At 72.2% G+C, this 15,115-nt stretch carries 12 protein-coding genes and 3 pseudogenes; 6 read left to right on the top strand and 9 right to left on the bottom strand.

Annotation, left to right across the window (positions count from 1 at the left end; genetic code table 11):
- Positions 1-222: 222 nt before the first annotated feature.
- Positions 223-637, bottom strand: a pseudogene (locus tag AC07BF_RS24230) (transposase); the annotation flags it as partial.
- Between the two features lie 146 nt (positions 638-783).
- On the opposite strand from AC07BF_RS24230, the gene AC07BF_RS24225 reads away from it, so the two are divergent.
- Positions 784-1,308 (top strand): hypothetical protein, encoded by a 525-nt coding sequence (locus AC07BF_RS24225; protein ID WP_478333897.1) that lies wholly within the window; start codon positions 784-786, stop codon positions 1,306-1,308.
- A gap of 10 nt (positions 1,309-1,318) precedes the next feature.
- Here AC07BF_RS24225 and AC07BF_RS24220 read toward each other — a convergent pair whose 3' ends face one another.
- The 4 genes from AC07BF_RS24220 to AC07BF_RS24205 form a co-directional block, all read right to left on the bottom strand.
- Entirely contained in the window at positions 1,319-1,717 is a 399-nt protein-coding gene (locus AC07BF_RS24220) for a hypothetical protein (RefSeq protein ID WP_363584775.1), read from the bottom strand.
- 184 nt (positions 1,718-1,901) lie between these two features.
- Entirely contained in the window at positions 1,902-2,756 is an 855-nt protein-coding gene (locus AC07BF_RS24215; RefSeq protein WP_363629851.1) for an IS5 family transposase, read from the bottom strand.
- Between the two features lie 15 nt (positions 2,757-2,771).
- Positions 2,772-3,218, bottom strand: a complete 447-nt coding sequence (locus tag AC07BF_RS24210; protein WP_363584771.1) for a RacP protein — start codon at positions 3,216-3,218, stop codon at positions 2,772-2,774.
- Positions 3,219-3,221: 3 nt separating this feature from the next.
- A complete protein-coding gene (locus tag AC07BF_RS24205; RefSeq protein ID WP_363584769.1) occupies positions 3,222-4,334 on the bottom strand; it encodes a DUF6192 family protein in 1,113 nt (370 codons plus the stop codon).
- Between the two features lie 529 nt (positions 4,335-4,863).
- Between AC07BF_RS24205 and AC07BF_RS24200 the strand changes: the two are divergent.
- Positions 4,864-5,271 (top strand): annotated as a pseudogene (locus tag AC07BF_RS24200) (VWA domain-containing protein); the annotation flags it as partial.
- Positions 5,272-5,300: 29 nt separating this feature from the next.
- On the opposite strand, the gene AC07BF_RS24195 reads toward AC07BF_RS24200, so the two are convergent.
- The gene (locus tag AC07BF_RS24195) at positions 5,301-6,119 is read right to left on the bottom strand and encodes a DUF4328 domain-containing protein (protein ID WP_478333896.1); all 819 of its coding nucleotides are present in this window, start codon (positions 6,117-6,119) and stop codon (positions 5,301-5,303) included.
- 308 nt (positions 6,120-6,427) lie between these two features.
- Positions 6,428-7,336, bottom strand: coding sequence for an MBL fold metallo-hydrolase (locus AC07BF_RS24190; protein WP_478333895.1), 909 nt, complete (start codon positions 7,334-7,336; stop codon positions 6,428-6,430).
- Positions 7,337-7,554: 218 nt separating this feature from the next.
- Here AC07BF_RS24190 and AC07BF_RS24185 point away from each other — a divergent pair.
- The 4 genes and pseudogenes from AC07BF_RS24185 to AC07BF_RS24170 all read left to right on the top strand — a co-directional run.
- Positions 7,555-7,776 (top strand): annotated as a pseudogene (locus AC07BF_RS24185) (hypothetical protein); the annotation flags it as partial.
- Entirely contained in the window at positions 7,763-9,154 is a 1,392-nt protein-coding gene (locus tag AC07BF_RS24180) for an amidase (RefSeq protein WP_363629845.1), read from the top strand. The pseudogene AC07BF_RS24185 and the gene AC07BF_RS24180, both read left to right, overlap by 14 nt.
- 112 nt (positions 9,155-9,266) lie before the next feature.
- The gene (locus AC07BF_RS24175) at positions 9,267-9,848 is read left to right on the top strand and encodes a TetR/AcrR family transcriptional regulator (protein ID WP_363625455.1); all 582 of its coding nucleotides are present in this window, start codon (positions 9,267-9,269) and stop codon (positions 9,846-9,848) included.
- Positions 9,849-9,966: 118 nt separating this feature from the next.
- Complete coding sequence (locus AC07BF_RS24170; protein ID WP_063346158.1) at positions 9,967-10,167, top strand: hypothetical protein; 201 nt, start codon at positions 9,967-9,969, stop codon at positions 10,165-10,167.
- 63 nt (positions 10,168-10,230) lie between these two features.
- Here the strand turns inward: AC07BF_RS24170 and AC07BF_RS24165 are convergent, their stop codons facing one another.
- Together AC07BF_RS24165 and AC07BF_RS24160 are read right to left on the bottom strand one after the other, a co-directional pair.
- Entirely contained in the window at positions 10,231-11,199 is a 969-nt protein-coding gene (locus AC07BF_RS24165) for an alpha/beta fold hydrolase (RefSeq protein WP_363584761.1), read from the bottom strand.
- A gap of 157 nt (positions 11,200-11,356) precedes the next feature.
- Entirely contained in the window at positions 11,357-14,800 is a 3,444-nt protein-coding gene (locus AC07BF_RS24160; protein WP_478319299.1) for a S8 family serine peptidase, read from the bottom strand.
- Between the last annotated feature and the right edge of the window lie 315 nt (positions 14,801-15,115).

The raw sequence follows: 15,115 nt of genomic DNA, 5'->3' as shown, positions 1-15,115 counted from the left end.
TGGCCTTGACCATCAGGAAAGTGAGGCGACGAATCACATCACCCGCCGGGTGTTTGCTTCAGCGCGGCGAATCCTCTGACAGGCCGCCCGGGGCCGTGGGAGAGTGAGGCGCCGGCCGGTGACTCGGGTTCTTCCCGGCCGCGTTCCCGACGGGGAACTTGAGAATGATCAGTGCCCGATCGGGGCGCGGGGATTGGGCTGGCCGGCCCGGCGGGACTGTCTTTGCGTGATGCGCCTGGTCATGAGGGTGATCGCGGCCCAAGTGATCAACGACTCGGAGTGCTGGATCAGCCGTTCGTAGTCCCTGGCGTGCCGGCGGGCGTGCGTGATCCAGGCGATCGACCGCTCCACCACCCAACGGCGCTTGATCACGACGAAGCCCTTCACGCCCTTCGGCCGGCCGACGGTCTTGAGGGTCAGGTTCAGGTACTTCTTCGCCCAGCCGCCCAGCTTCGGGCCCGCGTAGCCGGAGTCGGCCCAGACGATCGTGATCTCCGGATGCATCAGCCGCAGCCGGAACAGCACTTCCTTCGCCGCGTCGCGGTCGGTCATGTCGGCCGGGGTGACCATGACGAACAGCGGCAGGCCGTGGGTGTCCACGACCAGGTGGCGCTTGCGGCCGTTATCTTGAGCCAGCACTTCCGTGTTCTTCATGTGTGTGAAGTTCGCTGAATACCTGCTTCTGAGGGTGTGCGAAGCGTTCGGCTGGGCCGGGAATCGAACGGGTGGTGTCTCGGGCGTGGGTCCGCGCGCTCGCGCTGCTGACCGGGGAGGCTGGGCCGGGTGAGCGTCGAGAGCGAGTTCCCGGTGAGCGCCGAGCAGGTCTATGCGGCCCTGGTCGCGCTGGGGGACCAGCCCGTACTCGATCCTGAACTGTGGCCGCAGGGTCCGGAGGAGGGAAACCGCCGGCGGCTGCTCGGCGTACTGCTGGCCAGGGTCGAACTGGAGGTCACCGCCGCGACGAGGCTGGGGGTCGACCAGGACCAGGCCGAGGTGCTGCTCGGGTGGATGGACCAGGCCGGCCCCGGCTCTGCGGTGTCGACCAACGCGCTGATCAACCGGTTGCAGCGCACTGGCGTGCAGCTCATGGGCCTTGACCAGGACGAGACGCCCCCGGGCCGGATGGCGTCGGCGATGGCGATCGCCGTCGCGGTGGACGCGCTCGGCGCCCACCTCCACTTCGAGGCCGGCGACGTGGACGGGGTCCGCCGGGGTCTCGGCCGGACGGAGGCGGCCCTCATCGAGATCCTGCGGAGCATCCACGACCTGCGGGCGGAGATCGGCGACGCGGAAGAGGAACCCGACTGAACCGAGACGGTCAGGTGCCGGCCGCGGGCCGGACCGGCGTGGTGAGGAGCAGAAGGCGGCCGGCCGCGGCGACGGGCCGGAAATCGAAGACGCTGGTGAACGGGCCGGAGATCAGCAGCAGCGCGCCGTGGACGTGGACGCGGTTTCGCCACTCCCGGGTGGCGGCGATCTCGCCGTCGAACCAGGTCAGGCCGCACGGGCGACGAACGGTCAGCCGGTAGCCGTCCAGGACGGTGGACCAGGCGCACTGCTGACCGGTGGTGAGGGCGGGGACGTCGTCGTGCGGGGCCCAGCCGTCTTCGGCGAGCAGGGGACGACCGGGGGCTGCGGGGACCACCAGGGCCGGACGGCGGTCGGGCATCAGCTCGGGCCAGGGCCGGCCTAAGCCGGTGCTGCTGATGATCTCCATGCGTGGCCCTTCCCCCAAGTCCGCCCGTTCACCCTGCTCGTCGGATGGATCACATCATCGGGCAGGAAGCGGCCCCGGTGTCGGCGAACCGGCTGACCGGCGCCGGGAGGTCGTGGGAGAGTAGGGGTCGGCCGGTTCTTCCGGCGGCTCCGGGTGGCGATCGGTTGGCCGACTCCGAGAACGATCAGTCCCGCTGGGCCTCGCGGGACGCCGGCTGGCCCGAGCGCCTGGACTGCCGCTTGGTGATGCGCCTGGTCATCAGGGTGATCGCGGCCCAGGTGATCAGCGACTCGGAGTGCTGGACGAGGCGTTCGTAGTCGCGGGCGTGCCGGCGGGCGTGCATCACCCAGGCGTGCGAGCGTTCGACCACCCAACGGCGCGGCAGGACCACGAACCCCTTCGCGTCCTTGGGCCGGCTCACCGTCTTGATGGTGAGGTTCAGGTACTTCTTCGCCCAGCCGACCAGCTGCCCGGCGTAGGCGGAGTCGGCCCAGACGATCGTGATCTCCGGGTGCATCAGCCGCAGCCGGAACAGCACCTCCTTCGCGGCGTCGCGGTCGGTCATGTCGGCGGGGGTGACCATCACGAACAGCGGCAGGCCCTTCGTGTCCACCACCAGGTGCCGCTTCCTGCCGTTGATCTTCTTCGCCGCGTCGTAGCCCCGGCTGTCCTTGCCGACCGTCTCGGCGGCCTTCACCGACTGCGAGTCAATGATCGTGGCGACCGCGCCCGGCGCCCGGCCCATGTCCCGGCGGACCCGGGCGCGGAGCTGGTCACGGATCTGGCCGATCACCCCGGCCGCCGCCCAGCGCGCCATGAAGCCGAAAACCGTGCGCCAGGGCGGGAAGTCCTTCGGCAGCGCGCGCCACTTGCAGCCCGTGTCCACGACGTACCGAATCGCGTCCACGATCTCCCGACGCGGGTGCTTCTCCGGCCGCCCGCCGGCCTTCGTCTCGCAGGCCGGAACCGGCAGAAGCGCCTCGATCAGCGCCCACTCGTCGTCGAAGGTGTCCGACGGGTAGCAGCGACGCCGGGCCAACCTCGTTCCCTCCCCTCAAGACGAAGGCCCTGGTCCGGCATCGCTGTAGTCCGCGATCATTTCGAGCGTGGACTCCACCGAGCTGATCTGGGTGTTCAGGTGCTTCACCCACCGGCCCTTGGGCTGGAGGGCGAAGTGCGGGGCGACAACACCGGTGATGAACCGGCGGAACTCGGTGAGCTTCTCGCGGATCACCGCGGCCTCGTATGCCTGCAGCTCGACCGGGTCGGAGCAGAACCGGTAGCCGTCCGCCCTCGTCCAGATCAGCGGCGGCCAGCCCCGTTCGGCGATGGTGTCGCGCAGGCAGGCCAGCCCCGCCCGGGCCTGACCCGCGCTGAGCGAGGAGGCCCGGCCGAGCTGGTCGAAGGTCAGCCCGGCGGGACGGGCCTCGAAGAGGACCTTGCGAACGGTGTCGGCGTGCCGCTCGGCCGCCGCCGACCTGCGCCGGGAGGCGCGGGGCATCGCCTACTCACCCTGGAGCAGGCGGGCCAGCTCGCCGTCCATGTCGACCTTCCCGGTGTCGACCGCCGTCTCGATCCAGTCCAGCGTCGCCCTCACGCGCGCGCAGTTCTCCCGGATCACCGACTGCTCGTCGTCGCCGAGCTGCCGGTCGCGCAGGCCCGGGACGACCCGCCCGGCCGCGGCGACGAACGCGTGGCAGGCCGTCACCAGGTCCAGGAACTCCACCGACCGGTCGATCTTGCGGATCACCGGCGCGATCGGGCTGTTCTCCTCGAAGTGCTCGCGGGCCTGCCGCCCCCGCTCGACCTGGGCGTGGTTGACCTGGTGGCGGGCGGTGTCGTCGGCCATCGCCCGGGCCGCGACGTCCGGGCGCCGCAGCAGCCCGGTGGTCACCTCCGCCGCGACGTGGTCCTCGCGGGTCAGCTCCTCGACCACCCTCACCTTCTCCGCCGGGGCGACCCGGGCGACCACCGCCGGCCGGTGCAGGAACTTGGGGGCGACCGCCGCGGCGACCTCGTCGTCGCGGGTCAGCTCCTCCACCACCCGGACCTTGTCCTCCGGCTTGACCTGCGCGACCACGCCCGGACGCCGCAGCAGGTCGCCGGTCACCACCGCGGCGACCTCCTCGTCCTGGGCGAGGGTGTGGATCGCGCTGACCTTCTCCTGCGGGGTCACCGGAACATCGACCTGCCGGCCGACCCTGCGCTTGGCGTCGTCCGCCGTCCACCTTCCCCGGGGCTGCGGTGGGTTGAGGATCGCCTCGAACCGCTCCCGCTCGTCCGCGATCCCCGCCAGGACCTCGTGGACCGTGAAGGAGACGCCGGCCTGCCGGCGGTCCTTGGGCCACCGCGAAGAGGTCCACCTCGCCCGCCTGACCTGCGAGTAGGTCAGGCCGACGTCGTCGGCCACCCGGGCCAGCGACTTCTTGACGGAGAACATCTCGTCGCTGTGCTCCTGGCCGCCGACCTCGCGCATCGGCTCGATCTCCAGCGCGTAGTCGCCGATCGTGAACTGCGCGCGGGTGGTCGTCTCGACCAGCTTCCGCAGCTCGGCGACGATCTCCTGGTATCGGTCGGCGCTGACGCAGCCGACCTTCTCCGCTATCTCCTGAGCCATGTGGAATCTCACCACCAACTCGCGTACCAGGCACGGCAGTTGGCCGTGACGGGACCGGTCCGCTTCCGTGCAGCAGAGTCCGGCCCGGAATGTGGTGATCACAACAACTAGCCTGCGGATGAACGAAGTTGAGCGAATCGTGACCGTCTCGGCGTTCGCTCAACGGTCACTGTGACCGTTCGCCGAACGGTTCGTTCCGAGACCGCCAGGCCCTCATCACGCACCGCCGCGAGCAGTACCGGGCGTTCGAACGCCGATCCACCCCGGCCACCCACCACGCGTCGCACTCCGGGCACTCCACCCGGCCGGCCCCGCTCAGCTCGGCCGCCACCCGCTTCCGCAGCCGCTGGTCCACCCGCCACTGCCTGGCACGACACGCCGTCGAGCAGAAACGCGTACCGGGCCGCGACTCCGGCCTCAGCCGTACGTCGCAGCCTCGCACCACCGCTCACCAACCGGCCCGCTGTCCTCGGACACCAGCCCAGGCTAGGGCTCCAGGCTACCCGGATCGGGGGTTCAGACACAGGTACTGAACCGCACCGCCGAGGTCACCGCCCTGCTGGCGCGCGGCGACGCCGACCCGGCCCGGCTCGCCGCCCGGATCCTCACCGAGGCCAAGGTGATGGGCCACCACGGCAACAGCGACTACGGCTCCGCCCTGGGCGAGTTCGCCGAACGGCACCTGGACGCGGTCGGCCCGCGCACCAGCGTGTTGATCCTCGGCGACGCCCGCAACAACCACCGCGACCCGAACCTGGACGCGCTGCGCCGGATCGCCGGCCGGGCCCGGCGGGTCCACTGGCTCAACCCCGAGCAGCCCGCCCTCTGGCGGACCGGCGACTCCGCCGCAGCCGCCTACGCGGGCGTCGTGGAGATGCACTCCTGCCGCAACGCCCGCCGCTTCGGCGAACTGATCGCCCGCCTGCTGCCGGTGTAGGGAGCTTCCGAGTCCGCCGCCGTGGCGGCCTAAGCCTGGGCCTTGGCCTGGGCCTGGGCCCGAGCTTCCTCGGCCGCCACCTGGGCGGCCCTGGCGGCCAGCGGGTTGATGTCGGCCCGGCGCGCCCACTGCATGGCCGTCAGCCGCTGGACCACCACGATCGCCGCGACGGCCGCGACCAGGCGCAGCGCCGAGCCGGCGGTCTCCACCCGGATGGTCTCGCGCAGGTCCTCCAGGCTGTCGAGCACCGTCAGGTTCACGTGCTTCATCATCGAGCTGGCGATCCGGTTGACGACCAGCGCGCCGATCCAGGTGGACCACCACAGGACCAGGACCTTCTCCGACACCGTGCGGCGCCGTCCCTCCGCGTCCAGCGGAGCGCTCGCCCGCCAGCAGTCCACCATCAGCTGCCAGGGGAACCAGAGCAGGACGAACGGGGTGACCCAGGCCCCGATGGTCCAGCCGCGTCCGCGCCGGTGCCCGTGCGGCAGCAGCAGGTCGGCGTTCTGGCGGATGCGGTAGAACCAGATGATGAACACCACGGCGGTGACCAGCGCCAACGGAAGGAAGACCCCGTTCAGCCCTTTCACCAGGGAGTCCACGGCATCGAAGTCGTCGAGGTCAGCCGACCCGTCCGCCAACTGGCCCAACAGGGCATCGGACCAGAGGCCGGCCACGACCGCCCCCGCCGCCAGCATCGCGTTCACCCCCAGCAGGACGTAGACCGCGATGGCAAGGCTGTTCGCCGGTCGGAGCGCCGCCGCCCAGCCCGGCGCCGCCTCCGCGCAGCCGAAGCAGCGTCGGCTCTCGGTCCCCGCGGGACGCGCCCCACACGCCACACACACCATCAGATCGTCAACTCCTGGAATCGCCGCGTGCTCGGACTCGCACGCCGGTGCCGCCAACGCCCCGACCGGGGCGGGCGCGCCGACTCTAGGGGATCACCGACGTCCGCTGCCAGCGAGATTTCGCAGCTCAGCGGCGGTATCGCCAGATAAACGACAGATCACGCGGGAATCGAACCCCGGGGAGCCGACTCCGACTCACCACCCCTACCCCGCGCGCCCGTCCCGCTCGATCCGGGTGTGCGGTCGACGGACCTCGGGCGCAGGACTAGTGAAGGGGTGCGAGCGTCCCGGGGAGGTCGAACGCGGCGTCAGGCCGAGGGCACGGGCAGCAGCCGGTAGGCGTCCCCGTGCGTGAGCACGCGACCGGCGGTGGGCGGCGCGAAGTGGGTGCCGAGCAGGAGGGTGTCCGTGTCGGCGAGGGAGCCGAGGAGCTTGCGGCGCGAGGCCTCGGACTGCCGCGGGTCGATGTCGACGCAGGCGCCGATGGCGGGGTGGGCGAGCTGGACCGGGTGGTGGACGCAGTCACCGGTGATCAGCGCCGCCTCGCCCCGGCTGGTCAGTTCGACGGCGACGTGGCCGGGGGTGTGGCCGGGGGTGGGGATCAGGCGCAGGCCCGGGGCGACCTCGACGCCCTCGGCCGGGACGTCGACGAGGTCCAGCATCCCGGCCCGCTCGACCGGGATCACGGAGTCGAGGAACATCTGCCTCCGCGCCTCCTCCAGGTCGTACCCGGCCCAGAACTCCCGCTCGGCGCGGGAGGTGAGGTAGCGGGCGCGGGGGAAGGTGGGGACCCACTCGCCGTTCACCTCCCGGGTGTTCCAGCCGACGTGGTCGGCGTGCAGGTGGGTGAGGATCACCAGGTCGACGGAGTCCGGGGGGAAGCCGGCGGCGGTGAGGCGCTCCAGGTAGTCGGTCCGCAGGTGGTGCCAGGCCGGGTTGGCCCGCTCCTTGCCGTTGCCTATGCCGGTGTCGACGAGGACGCGCAGCCCGCCCACGGCGAACGCGAAGCTGTGGCTGTCCAGGTGCAGGACACCCTCGTGGTCGGCGAAGTGGGGGTGCAGCCAGTCGTGGCCGGTCACCACCTCGGGGGTGGCCTCGGGCAGCAGCCACGGCCCGGTCGCGGGCGGCAGGAGGGTCTCGTCGATGCGGTGGACGGTGACGCCTCCCACCGTCCAGGCGGGGATGGGGGCGGGGGCTTCGGACGTGGCGCCGGACATGGGGCTCCTCCCGTAAACGCAATCGGTTTGCGTTAAGCCATCGTAGGACCTACAGTCCAACTAACGCAAACAGTTAGCTTTTGGTGCGGGTGCCATCTCGCTCCAGCCCCGATCAGGAGAGAACGCCCATGTCCTCCGCCGAACCGCCCACCACCGAACACCCCTCCGCCGAACCTCCCGCCGAACCGCCCACCGGTCCGTCCGCCACCGAACGGCCCGCCACCGACCTCACGCCACCCGAGGCCGCCCGCTGGGCCGCCCGGGCCGGGCTCCCCCTGCCCGCCGACCGCCACGACCCGGTCGCGGCTACCGCCAACCAGCTGCTCTCCGTCGTCGCGGTCCTGCGGGAGCTGGACTTCGGGGACACCCCGCCCGCGAGCGCCTACCGCGCGGAAAGCGCCCACTACACGGACGAGGAGACGCACGATGCAGCCGTATGAGCTCTCCCTCGCCGCCGCCGCGGAGGAGATCCGGGCCCGGCGACTGTCCCCCGTCGAACTGGTGGACTCGGTCCTCGACCGCATCGAGCTGGTCGAACCGCACCTCGGCGCCTACGTCGCGGTCACCGCGGAGCGGGCGCGCCGGGCGGCCCGCGAGGCCGAGCAGGAAGCGGCGCGCGGCCTGCACCGGGGGCCGCTGCACGGCGTCCCGATGGGGCTCAAGGACCTGATCGACGTCGCCGGGCTGGCCACCACGGCCAGCTCCCGGGTCCGCGCCGACCACCGCGCGCAGGCCGACAGCACGGTCGCCGCCCGCCTGGCCGCGGCCGGCGCGATCCTGGTCGGCAAGACGCACACCCACGAGTTCGCCTACGGCCTGACCACCCCGCAGACCGGCAACGCCTGGGACCGCGGCCGGGTCGCCGGCGGCTCCAGCGGCGGATCCGCCGTCGCCGTCGCCGCGGGCGCCGCGACCTTCGCGCTGGGCACCGACACCGGCGGCTCGATCCGGGTGCCCGCCGCGCTCAACGGGGTCGTCGGCCTCAAGCCGACCTACGGCCTCGTCCCCCGCCACGGCGTCGCGTCCCTGTCCTGGTCGCTGGACCACGTCGGCCCGATCGCCCGGACCGTCGAGGACACGGCCCTCGTCCTGGACGCCCTCGCCGGGCACGACCCGCGCGACCCCGCCTCGCTGGCCACCCCCGCCGTCGGCCATCAGCCGGGCGCGGACACGGACCTGACGGGGCTGCGCGTCGGCGTGCCGCGCAGCTACTACTTCGACCGCGTCGACGTGGAGGTGGAGGCCGCCGTCCGGCGCGCCATCGAGCACCTGGAGGCACTCGGCGCACGGCTCGTCGACGTCGACATCCCGATGACCCGCTACCTCCAGGCGACTCTGTGGGGGCTGGTGGCACCGGAGGCCACCGCCTACCACGAGCGCTCCCTGCGGGCGGTGCCCGAGCTGTACCAGGCGGACGTCCGCGCCCTCCTGGAGGCCGGCGAGCTGATGACCGCCGGGGACTACCTGCGCGCCCAGCGCTCCCGGACGCTCATGCGGCAGGAGTGGGCCCGGATGCTGGAGGAGGTCGACGTGATCGCCGCCCCGACCGTCCCGGTCACCGCGGTACGGACCGACCAGGAGGCCGTCACCTGGCCCGACGGCACGGTCGAGAGCGTCCCCGACGCCTATGTGCGCCTGTCCGCCCCCGCCAACATCACCGGGGTGCCCGCCCTGTCCGTCCCGGTCGGCCGGGACGCGGCGGGCCTGCCGATCGGCATGCAGTTGCTCGGCCGGCCGCTCGGAGAGCGCACGCTGCTGCGGGTCGGCCACGCCTTCGAGCGGACGCAGCCCGCCCGGGCGCTCGCGCCGGCGGTCTGAGAACAGCAGGCGGGCCGGGCCGGACGGCGCCGGCCCGCCGTCCGGCTCCGAGGCGGGCACCCCGGCACCCCGGCACCCGTAAACGCAAGGATTGTGCTTTAAGGTGTTTATCATGAGTCGCAAACAGATGGTGCGCCCCGGCGGGCGCAGCGCCCGGGTCCAGGCATCGGTGCACACCGCTGTGCGTGAACTCCTCGCCGAGGTGGGCCGCGACGCGCTGACGGTGCCGCTGGTCGCGCAGCGCGCGGGCGTCACCCCGTCGACGGTCTACCGCCGCTGGGGTGATCTCCAGGAGCTGCTGTCCGACGTCGCGGTGGAGCGCCTGCGGCCCGACACGGCGCCGGAGGACCTGGGCGACCTGCGGTCCGACCTGACGGCCTGGGCCGAACAGTTCCTCGACGAGATGGCCTCCCCCTCGGGCCGCGCCTACATCCGCGACGCCCTGCTCGGCGACCCGGACGGCGGCAACGCCGGTCAGTGCTCGGACTACGCGGCCGAACAGGTCGGCGCCGTGCTGAGCCGGGCGGGCGGCCGCGGGGAGGACACGCCCGGCGTCGAGGCGGTCATGGACGGCGTCGTCGCCCCCCTGATGTACCGCATCCTCTTCCGCCCGGCCGGCCTCGACCCCGCGTACGCGCGCCGGCTCGTGGCCGAACTCCTCGACCCGTACGGGGCCGGTCCTTCGGGCGGATGATCGTTCACCGGGCGAGGACGGGCAGCTCACGTTATCGACGGGCAGCTCAAGTTATAAGCTTCTGCGGGACGTTCACGAGCCCGGCCGCTGGTCGGGACCTCGCCTGGGAGGAAGCGTCGTGGGGAAGAAGATCCCGGTGCGGACCGGATGCCAGAACTGCTCGCGGTGCACCGGCTCGATCGGCGGCAACGCGGCCCGCAAGACGGTGCGGGGCACCGGGGTGGCGCTCGGCGCGGTGGTCACCGTCGGCCTGAGCCTCCTCTTCATCCGGAGGTGCCGCGCCTGCGACCACCCCATGGGCAGCCACCACCACCACTGATCGCGCCGCCGGACCTCCGCAACCCGGATCCGACCCGGCATCCGGGCCGGAGCCGGGCGGGCGTCAGGCGTCCAGGTGCTTGAGGAAGTCGAGCAGCGCCTCGTTGACCTCCGCCGGGCGCTCCTGCTGCGTCCAGTGCCCGGTGTCCGGCAGCCGGACGTGGCGGTGCAGCTTGGGCACCCGGCTCAGCAGGTGGGCCAGCACCTCCGGTGGGACGAGCGCGTTCACCATGTCCTGTTCGCCGGCCACGTACAGCGCCGGCACGTCGATCGTCACGCCGTCGAAGGCGGCCATCAGTTCGGCGTTGCGGTCGATGTTCCGGTACCAGTTGAGCCCGCCCGTGAAGGCGTGCTCGCCGTGCAGGGCGTAGTCGGCCGCGAGGGCGTCGATGTCCGCCTCGGTGAGCCAGGCCGGCAGCTGCGCCGGCTCCGGGATGGTGTCCAGCAGGACCTTGCCCTCGGGGACGACCCATGGCTGCGGCTTCCCCCCACCGCGCGGGCCACCGCCCAGGATGCGGCGGAAGCTGGACTTCACGTCGGCCGCCAGTTCGGCGTCGGCGCGGCCCGGCTCCTGGAAGTAGTTCTGGTAGAAGCCCTCGCCGAAGTTCTCCCGGGACTCCCGCAGCGGCCGCGGCCCGCTGGGCAGCGGCGGCACGCTCAGCCCGGCGACCCCGCGCACCAGGTCCGGCCGCAGCGCGGCGGTGGCCCAGGCGACCGGCGCGCCCCAGTCGTGCCCGACCACGACGGCCCGCTCCTCGCCGAGCGCGCGGATCAGCGCCGTGACGTCGCCGACCAGGTGCAGCAGGGAGTACGCGTCCACCCGCTCGGGCTGCTCGCTGCGGGCGTAGCCGCGCTGGTCGGGGGCGACGACCCGGTAGCCGGCCGCGGCGAGCGGGGCGAACTGGTGGCGCCAGGAGTACCAGCTCTCCGGGAAGCCGTGCAGCAGCAGGACCAGCGGGCCCTCGCCCTGTTCCGCGACGTGCAGACGGACACCGTTCACCTCGACGTGGCTGTGCTTGATCGCGTCGTTCAAGTCCCGCTCCCGGTCCGGTGGAAGGGCCGGGGCATCCGTTTCGCCCCGGCCCTTCCCGGCGCAACACCGCCGGGGCGCGGGGCATTCCCGCCACTCCGGGGAAAACGGCCGAGGCCGCCCCGGAACTCCGGGACGGCCTCGGCATGGTGATGGAAGGTCAGTTCACCGTGTAGCTGTAGGGGATCGCCGCGAGCACCGAACCGGTGGTGCCCAGGGTGTTGTTGGCGGTCGCCACCGAGCTGGGGGCGGACACCAGGTACAGCACACCGTGGACGGTGCTGCCCTTCGCACCGGTCGGGGTCACGGTGACCTGGAGCGAGCCGCTGGCGCCCGGCTGGACGGTCACCGGGTTGGCGGCCGGGGCCGAGGCGTTGACCGCCAGGGCGTACGGGTCACCGGTGCTGGAGGTCAGCGCCGGGTCGAACGCCTGGGTGTGCGCGGTCGCGGTGATGGTGGCGGTGCCGGCCGGGGCACCGGCGGTGCCGAACGGGCCGACCTGCTGCAGGAAGGTGCCCCACACGCCGGGGAGGACCGGCTGCGACGCGCTGCCGTTGTCGGTCACGACCGAGATGGTCGAACCGTCCTGGGCCTTCTTCAGGTCGCCGAAGAGGTCCGGCGAGCCGGTGGTGCCGGACAGCTCCAGGTGGGCCGGCGTCGAGGAGGCCGCCACCGCCTTCAGCTGGTCGGTGCCCGGCGGGACGAGGAAGGACGGCACCGCGGAGGTGAGGCTCAGCGGCAGGGTGACCGTCGCGGAGGCGCCCTGCGGCACCAGCGGGATGTCGGTGCGGCGGTCCAGGCGGCCGTCGGCCGAGATCTTCTGGGTGGCGACGGTGTTGTTGGTGTAGTTCACCTGGACGGTGACCGGCTTGCCGGCCGCCAGCTTGGCGTGCGGGTCGTTCGGCAGGCCGGCGGCGGTGGCGACGTTCTGGTTGAACGCGACGGTGCCGGCGAAGTCCTGGGCGAGCTCCTGGCCGCTGACCGGGCCGAGCACGTTCAGGACGAACCGCCAGCGGCCGGCGGCCGGGTTGACGGTGGTGGCCGAGACGCCGGCGGTGGTGCCGGTCAGGTTGCCCTGCGCGTCGAGCAGGCCGTTGCCCTCGATGTCGATCGGGGTGCCGTTCGGGCTGATCAGCGCGCCCTGCATGAGCAGCTTCGGGTCCTTGGCGACGGTGACGCCGACCCGCAGGTCCTTCTGGCCCTTCGGGACGTCGAAGGCGTACGCGAAGCTCTGCGTCGGCGAGGCGTTGCGGCCGTTGCCACCGGTGATGGTGCCGGTGAAGGTGCCCTTGCCCTGGTTGACCGGGACGAGGCTGCGCAGCACGACCGGAACGCTGGTGGCGGTGCCGTTGGAGCTGGCGACGGTGATCGCCTGGCTGGAGTCGCCGCTGGTGCCCGGGGTGGTGAGCTGGACCTTGAGGGTCTTGGTCTCACCCGGCTTCAGGTCCGCGACGCTCGGGCTGACGGCGCCGGCCGGCACCGCGCGCTGGGTGGCGGTGCCCAGCTGGACCGGGCCGTTGTAGCCGGCCTTGCCCGCCGGGGTGTACAGGACGGCGGTCCACTCGCCGGCCACCGGGTGCGGGACGTCCACCAGGCCGAAGTCGGCCGGGGTGGCGCCGCCCTGCGGACGGGTGTTGGTCTCGAAGCGGCCCGACGGGTCGAGCAGCGTCATGCGGACCACGGAGCCGTTGGTGACCGGGCTGGCCGCACCCTGCCAGGCGATCGACGCCGCGAGGCGGTCGGCGCCGGCCGGGACGGTGAACTTGACCTGCTTCTGCACCCAGGTGGCGCCGTTGGTGGCGTACTTGAAGGTGTCGGTGGAGGCCGTGTCCAGCTGGACGGTCTGCTGGTTGCTCGACTGCGGCACGAAGGTGCGGGTCGCGCCGCTGACCGTCTGCGGGGCGGAGCTGGTGTTGGTGACGGTCACGTCGGCGGTGTGGGTCGAGCCGGGGTTGCCGGCGATGTCGACCTGACCGGTGGTGACGACGACGGTCTTGCTGTCCGACGCGCCGGAGCCGGCGTGGTAGCCGCGGGCGGCCTCGACGGCGGCGCGGACGTTCAGCAGGCCGGCGCCCTGCTCCTCGGCCGGGACGCCGAGGTCCTGGGCGGTGCCGGTGATGAACTTCTTCACCAGCGCCGGGGCGGGCGACTGGCCGTTGTGGGTGTCGCGGTAGGCCTGGATGACCAGGGCCGCGGCGCCGGTGACGAACGGCGCGGCCTGGCTGGTGCCGCCGAACGACTGGATCGGCGAACCCTGGCCGCTGTAGCCGGTGCAGTCGGTGTACTTGCTGGTGTCGGGCGAGCAGAGCGCCCAGTCCGACTCGCCCGGCGCGACCAGGTCGACCGTGCGGCCGGCCTGGGTGAAGCCGCCCGAGGAGAGCGCGGAGATGCGGTTGTTGCTCCAGGTCTTGTTGGAGAACTGGGCGGCCGCGTAGCCGGTCTGCTGGTAGTTCTGGTTGTCCGTCGAGGCGCCGACCGCGATCACGTTCGGGTCGGTGGCCGGGGTGCCGATGGTGCCGCTGATGCCCGCGTCGCCGGTGGAGACGGAGACGGTGACACCGGCCTTGACGGCCTGGTCGTTGAAGAGCGAGATGGTGTCGTGCGCGCCGCTGTCCGGGGTGACGTTGCCGCCGAAGGACTCGTTCAGCACGTCGACCTTGGCGGCCGAGACCGCGTAGTCGATGGACTGCAGGATCGACGAGTTCGACATGATCTCGCCGCCGGCCCGCAGGGCGACCAGCGAGGCGTCCGGGGCGAGGCCGCGGATGCGGATGTTGCAGCCGGCCGGCAGACCGCGGGAGGCGTTCACGAACTTCGAGACGTCGTAGACCTGGCGGCCCTGGGCGATGACCGCCGAGGCGTCGCCGAAGGCCTCCGCGCCACCGGTCGGCGCGTCCACGCCGTCGCCCGCGAAGTCCTGGTAGTCGACGACCGCGTGCGAGCCGTCGGCCCGGATGAAGTCCGGGTTGTTCGGGTCGAGGCCGTCCGCGATGTAGGCGACCTTGACGCCCTTGCCGGTGGCCAGGTCGGCCGCGCCGGGCTTGCCGTCGGCGCCGACGGCGTGCGTCGAGTAGAGGCCCTCCGGCTCCAGCAGCGGCTGGGACGGGTCGGACGGGCAGATCGTGTTGGTCGCGTTCTGCTCGGCGCCCTGGCCGTTGCTGCCCGAAACGGCCTGCGGGGCGGCGGCCTTGGCCGACTTGGCACCGGACTTGGTGTCCGCGGCGTCCTTCGCGGCCGCGGCCTTGCCGGCGGCCGGCGGCGTGACGGTGACCTGCTCGTCCGCGACGACCGAGGCGACGGCCGGGTCGGCCAGCAGCGCGGCACGCAGCGCGGGGCTCACCGTGGCCGAGAACGCGTTCCCGACCACGAAGCTCTTGATGTTGGTGCCACCGTTGGCCTTGACCTTGTCCAGCAGCGGCGCCTGGGCGTTCGCGGCCTTCTGCTTACGGGCGCCGAGGTGGCCGTTGTCGGCCGGGGCGTCCGCTATCTGGTCCTTGAGAATCACGATCACCGGCACCGGGGTCCCGTCCGCGGACGCCACGGGGGCGTTCTGCGGGTCCGGGAGCGGAGCTGCGTTGGCGCTGGACCCGAAGGTCAGGACCATGGACGCGGCGGTGACCGTGACGGCAGCTGCTAGCTGGGATTTCCGCCAGCCGATCAATGGACATCCTTTCGTCTGATGAGACGTCAGGTTGCGCGGCCCAGCGTACGCGAATCCAGGTCGGACGCGTGGTTGCTCCGGACCGCGCGTCCCGACAGCGGTCGCATTCCAGCGCATCCGACACGACCACGACAAGGGGGGAAATCCCCATTAGAAAGTAAAAAAGACCATCAGAAAGTAAAATTCGCGGCAGAAATCGGGCCATGTCCGCCCCTTTTCGCTGACCAGACCCGGTCGGAACTGTCCGATCCCGGTCGG

The organism is Kitasatospora sp. NPDC043950, from assembly GCF_056435345.1.
This window is presented reverse-complemented; position numbering and strand designations above follow the sequence as displayed.

Coding starts and splice junctions, on each gene's coding strand:
- AC07BF_RS24210 (WP_363584771.1), bottom strand. CDS start 3,218: ATGCCCCGCGCCTCCCGGCGCAGGTCGGCGGCGGCCGAGCGGCACGCC.
- AC07BF_RS24220 (WP_363584775.1), bottom strand. CDS start 1,717: ATGGAGATCATCAGCAGCACCGGCTTAGGCCGGCCCTGGCCCGAGCTG.
- AC07BF_RS24205 (WP_363584769.1), bottom strand. CDS start 4,334: ATGGCTCAGGAGATAGCGGAGAAGGTCGGCTGCGTCAGCGCCGACCGA.
- AC07BF_RS24160 (WP_478319299.1), bottom strand. CDS start 14,800: ATGGTCCTGACCTTCGGGTCCAGCGCCAACGCAGCTCCGCTCCCGGAC.
- AC07BF_RS24190 (WP_478333895.1), bottom strand. CDS start 7,336: ATGTCCGGCGCCACGTCCGAAGCCCCCGCCCCCATCCCCGCCTGGACG.
- AC07BF_RS24175 (WP_363625455.1), top strand. CDS start 9,267: ATGAGTCGCAAACAGATGGTGCGCCCCGGCGGGCGCAGCGCCCGGGTC.
- AC07BF_RS24180 (WP_363629845.1), top strand. CDS start 7,763: ATGCAGCCGTATGAGCTCTCCCTCGCCGCCGCCGCGGAGGAGATCCGG.
- AC07BF_RS24195 (WP_478333896.1), bottom strand. CDS start 6,119: ATGGTGTGTGTGGCGTGTGGGGCGCGTCCCGCGGGGACCGAGAGCCGA.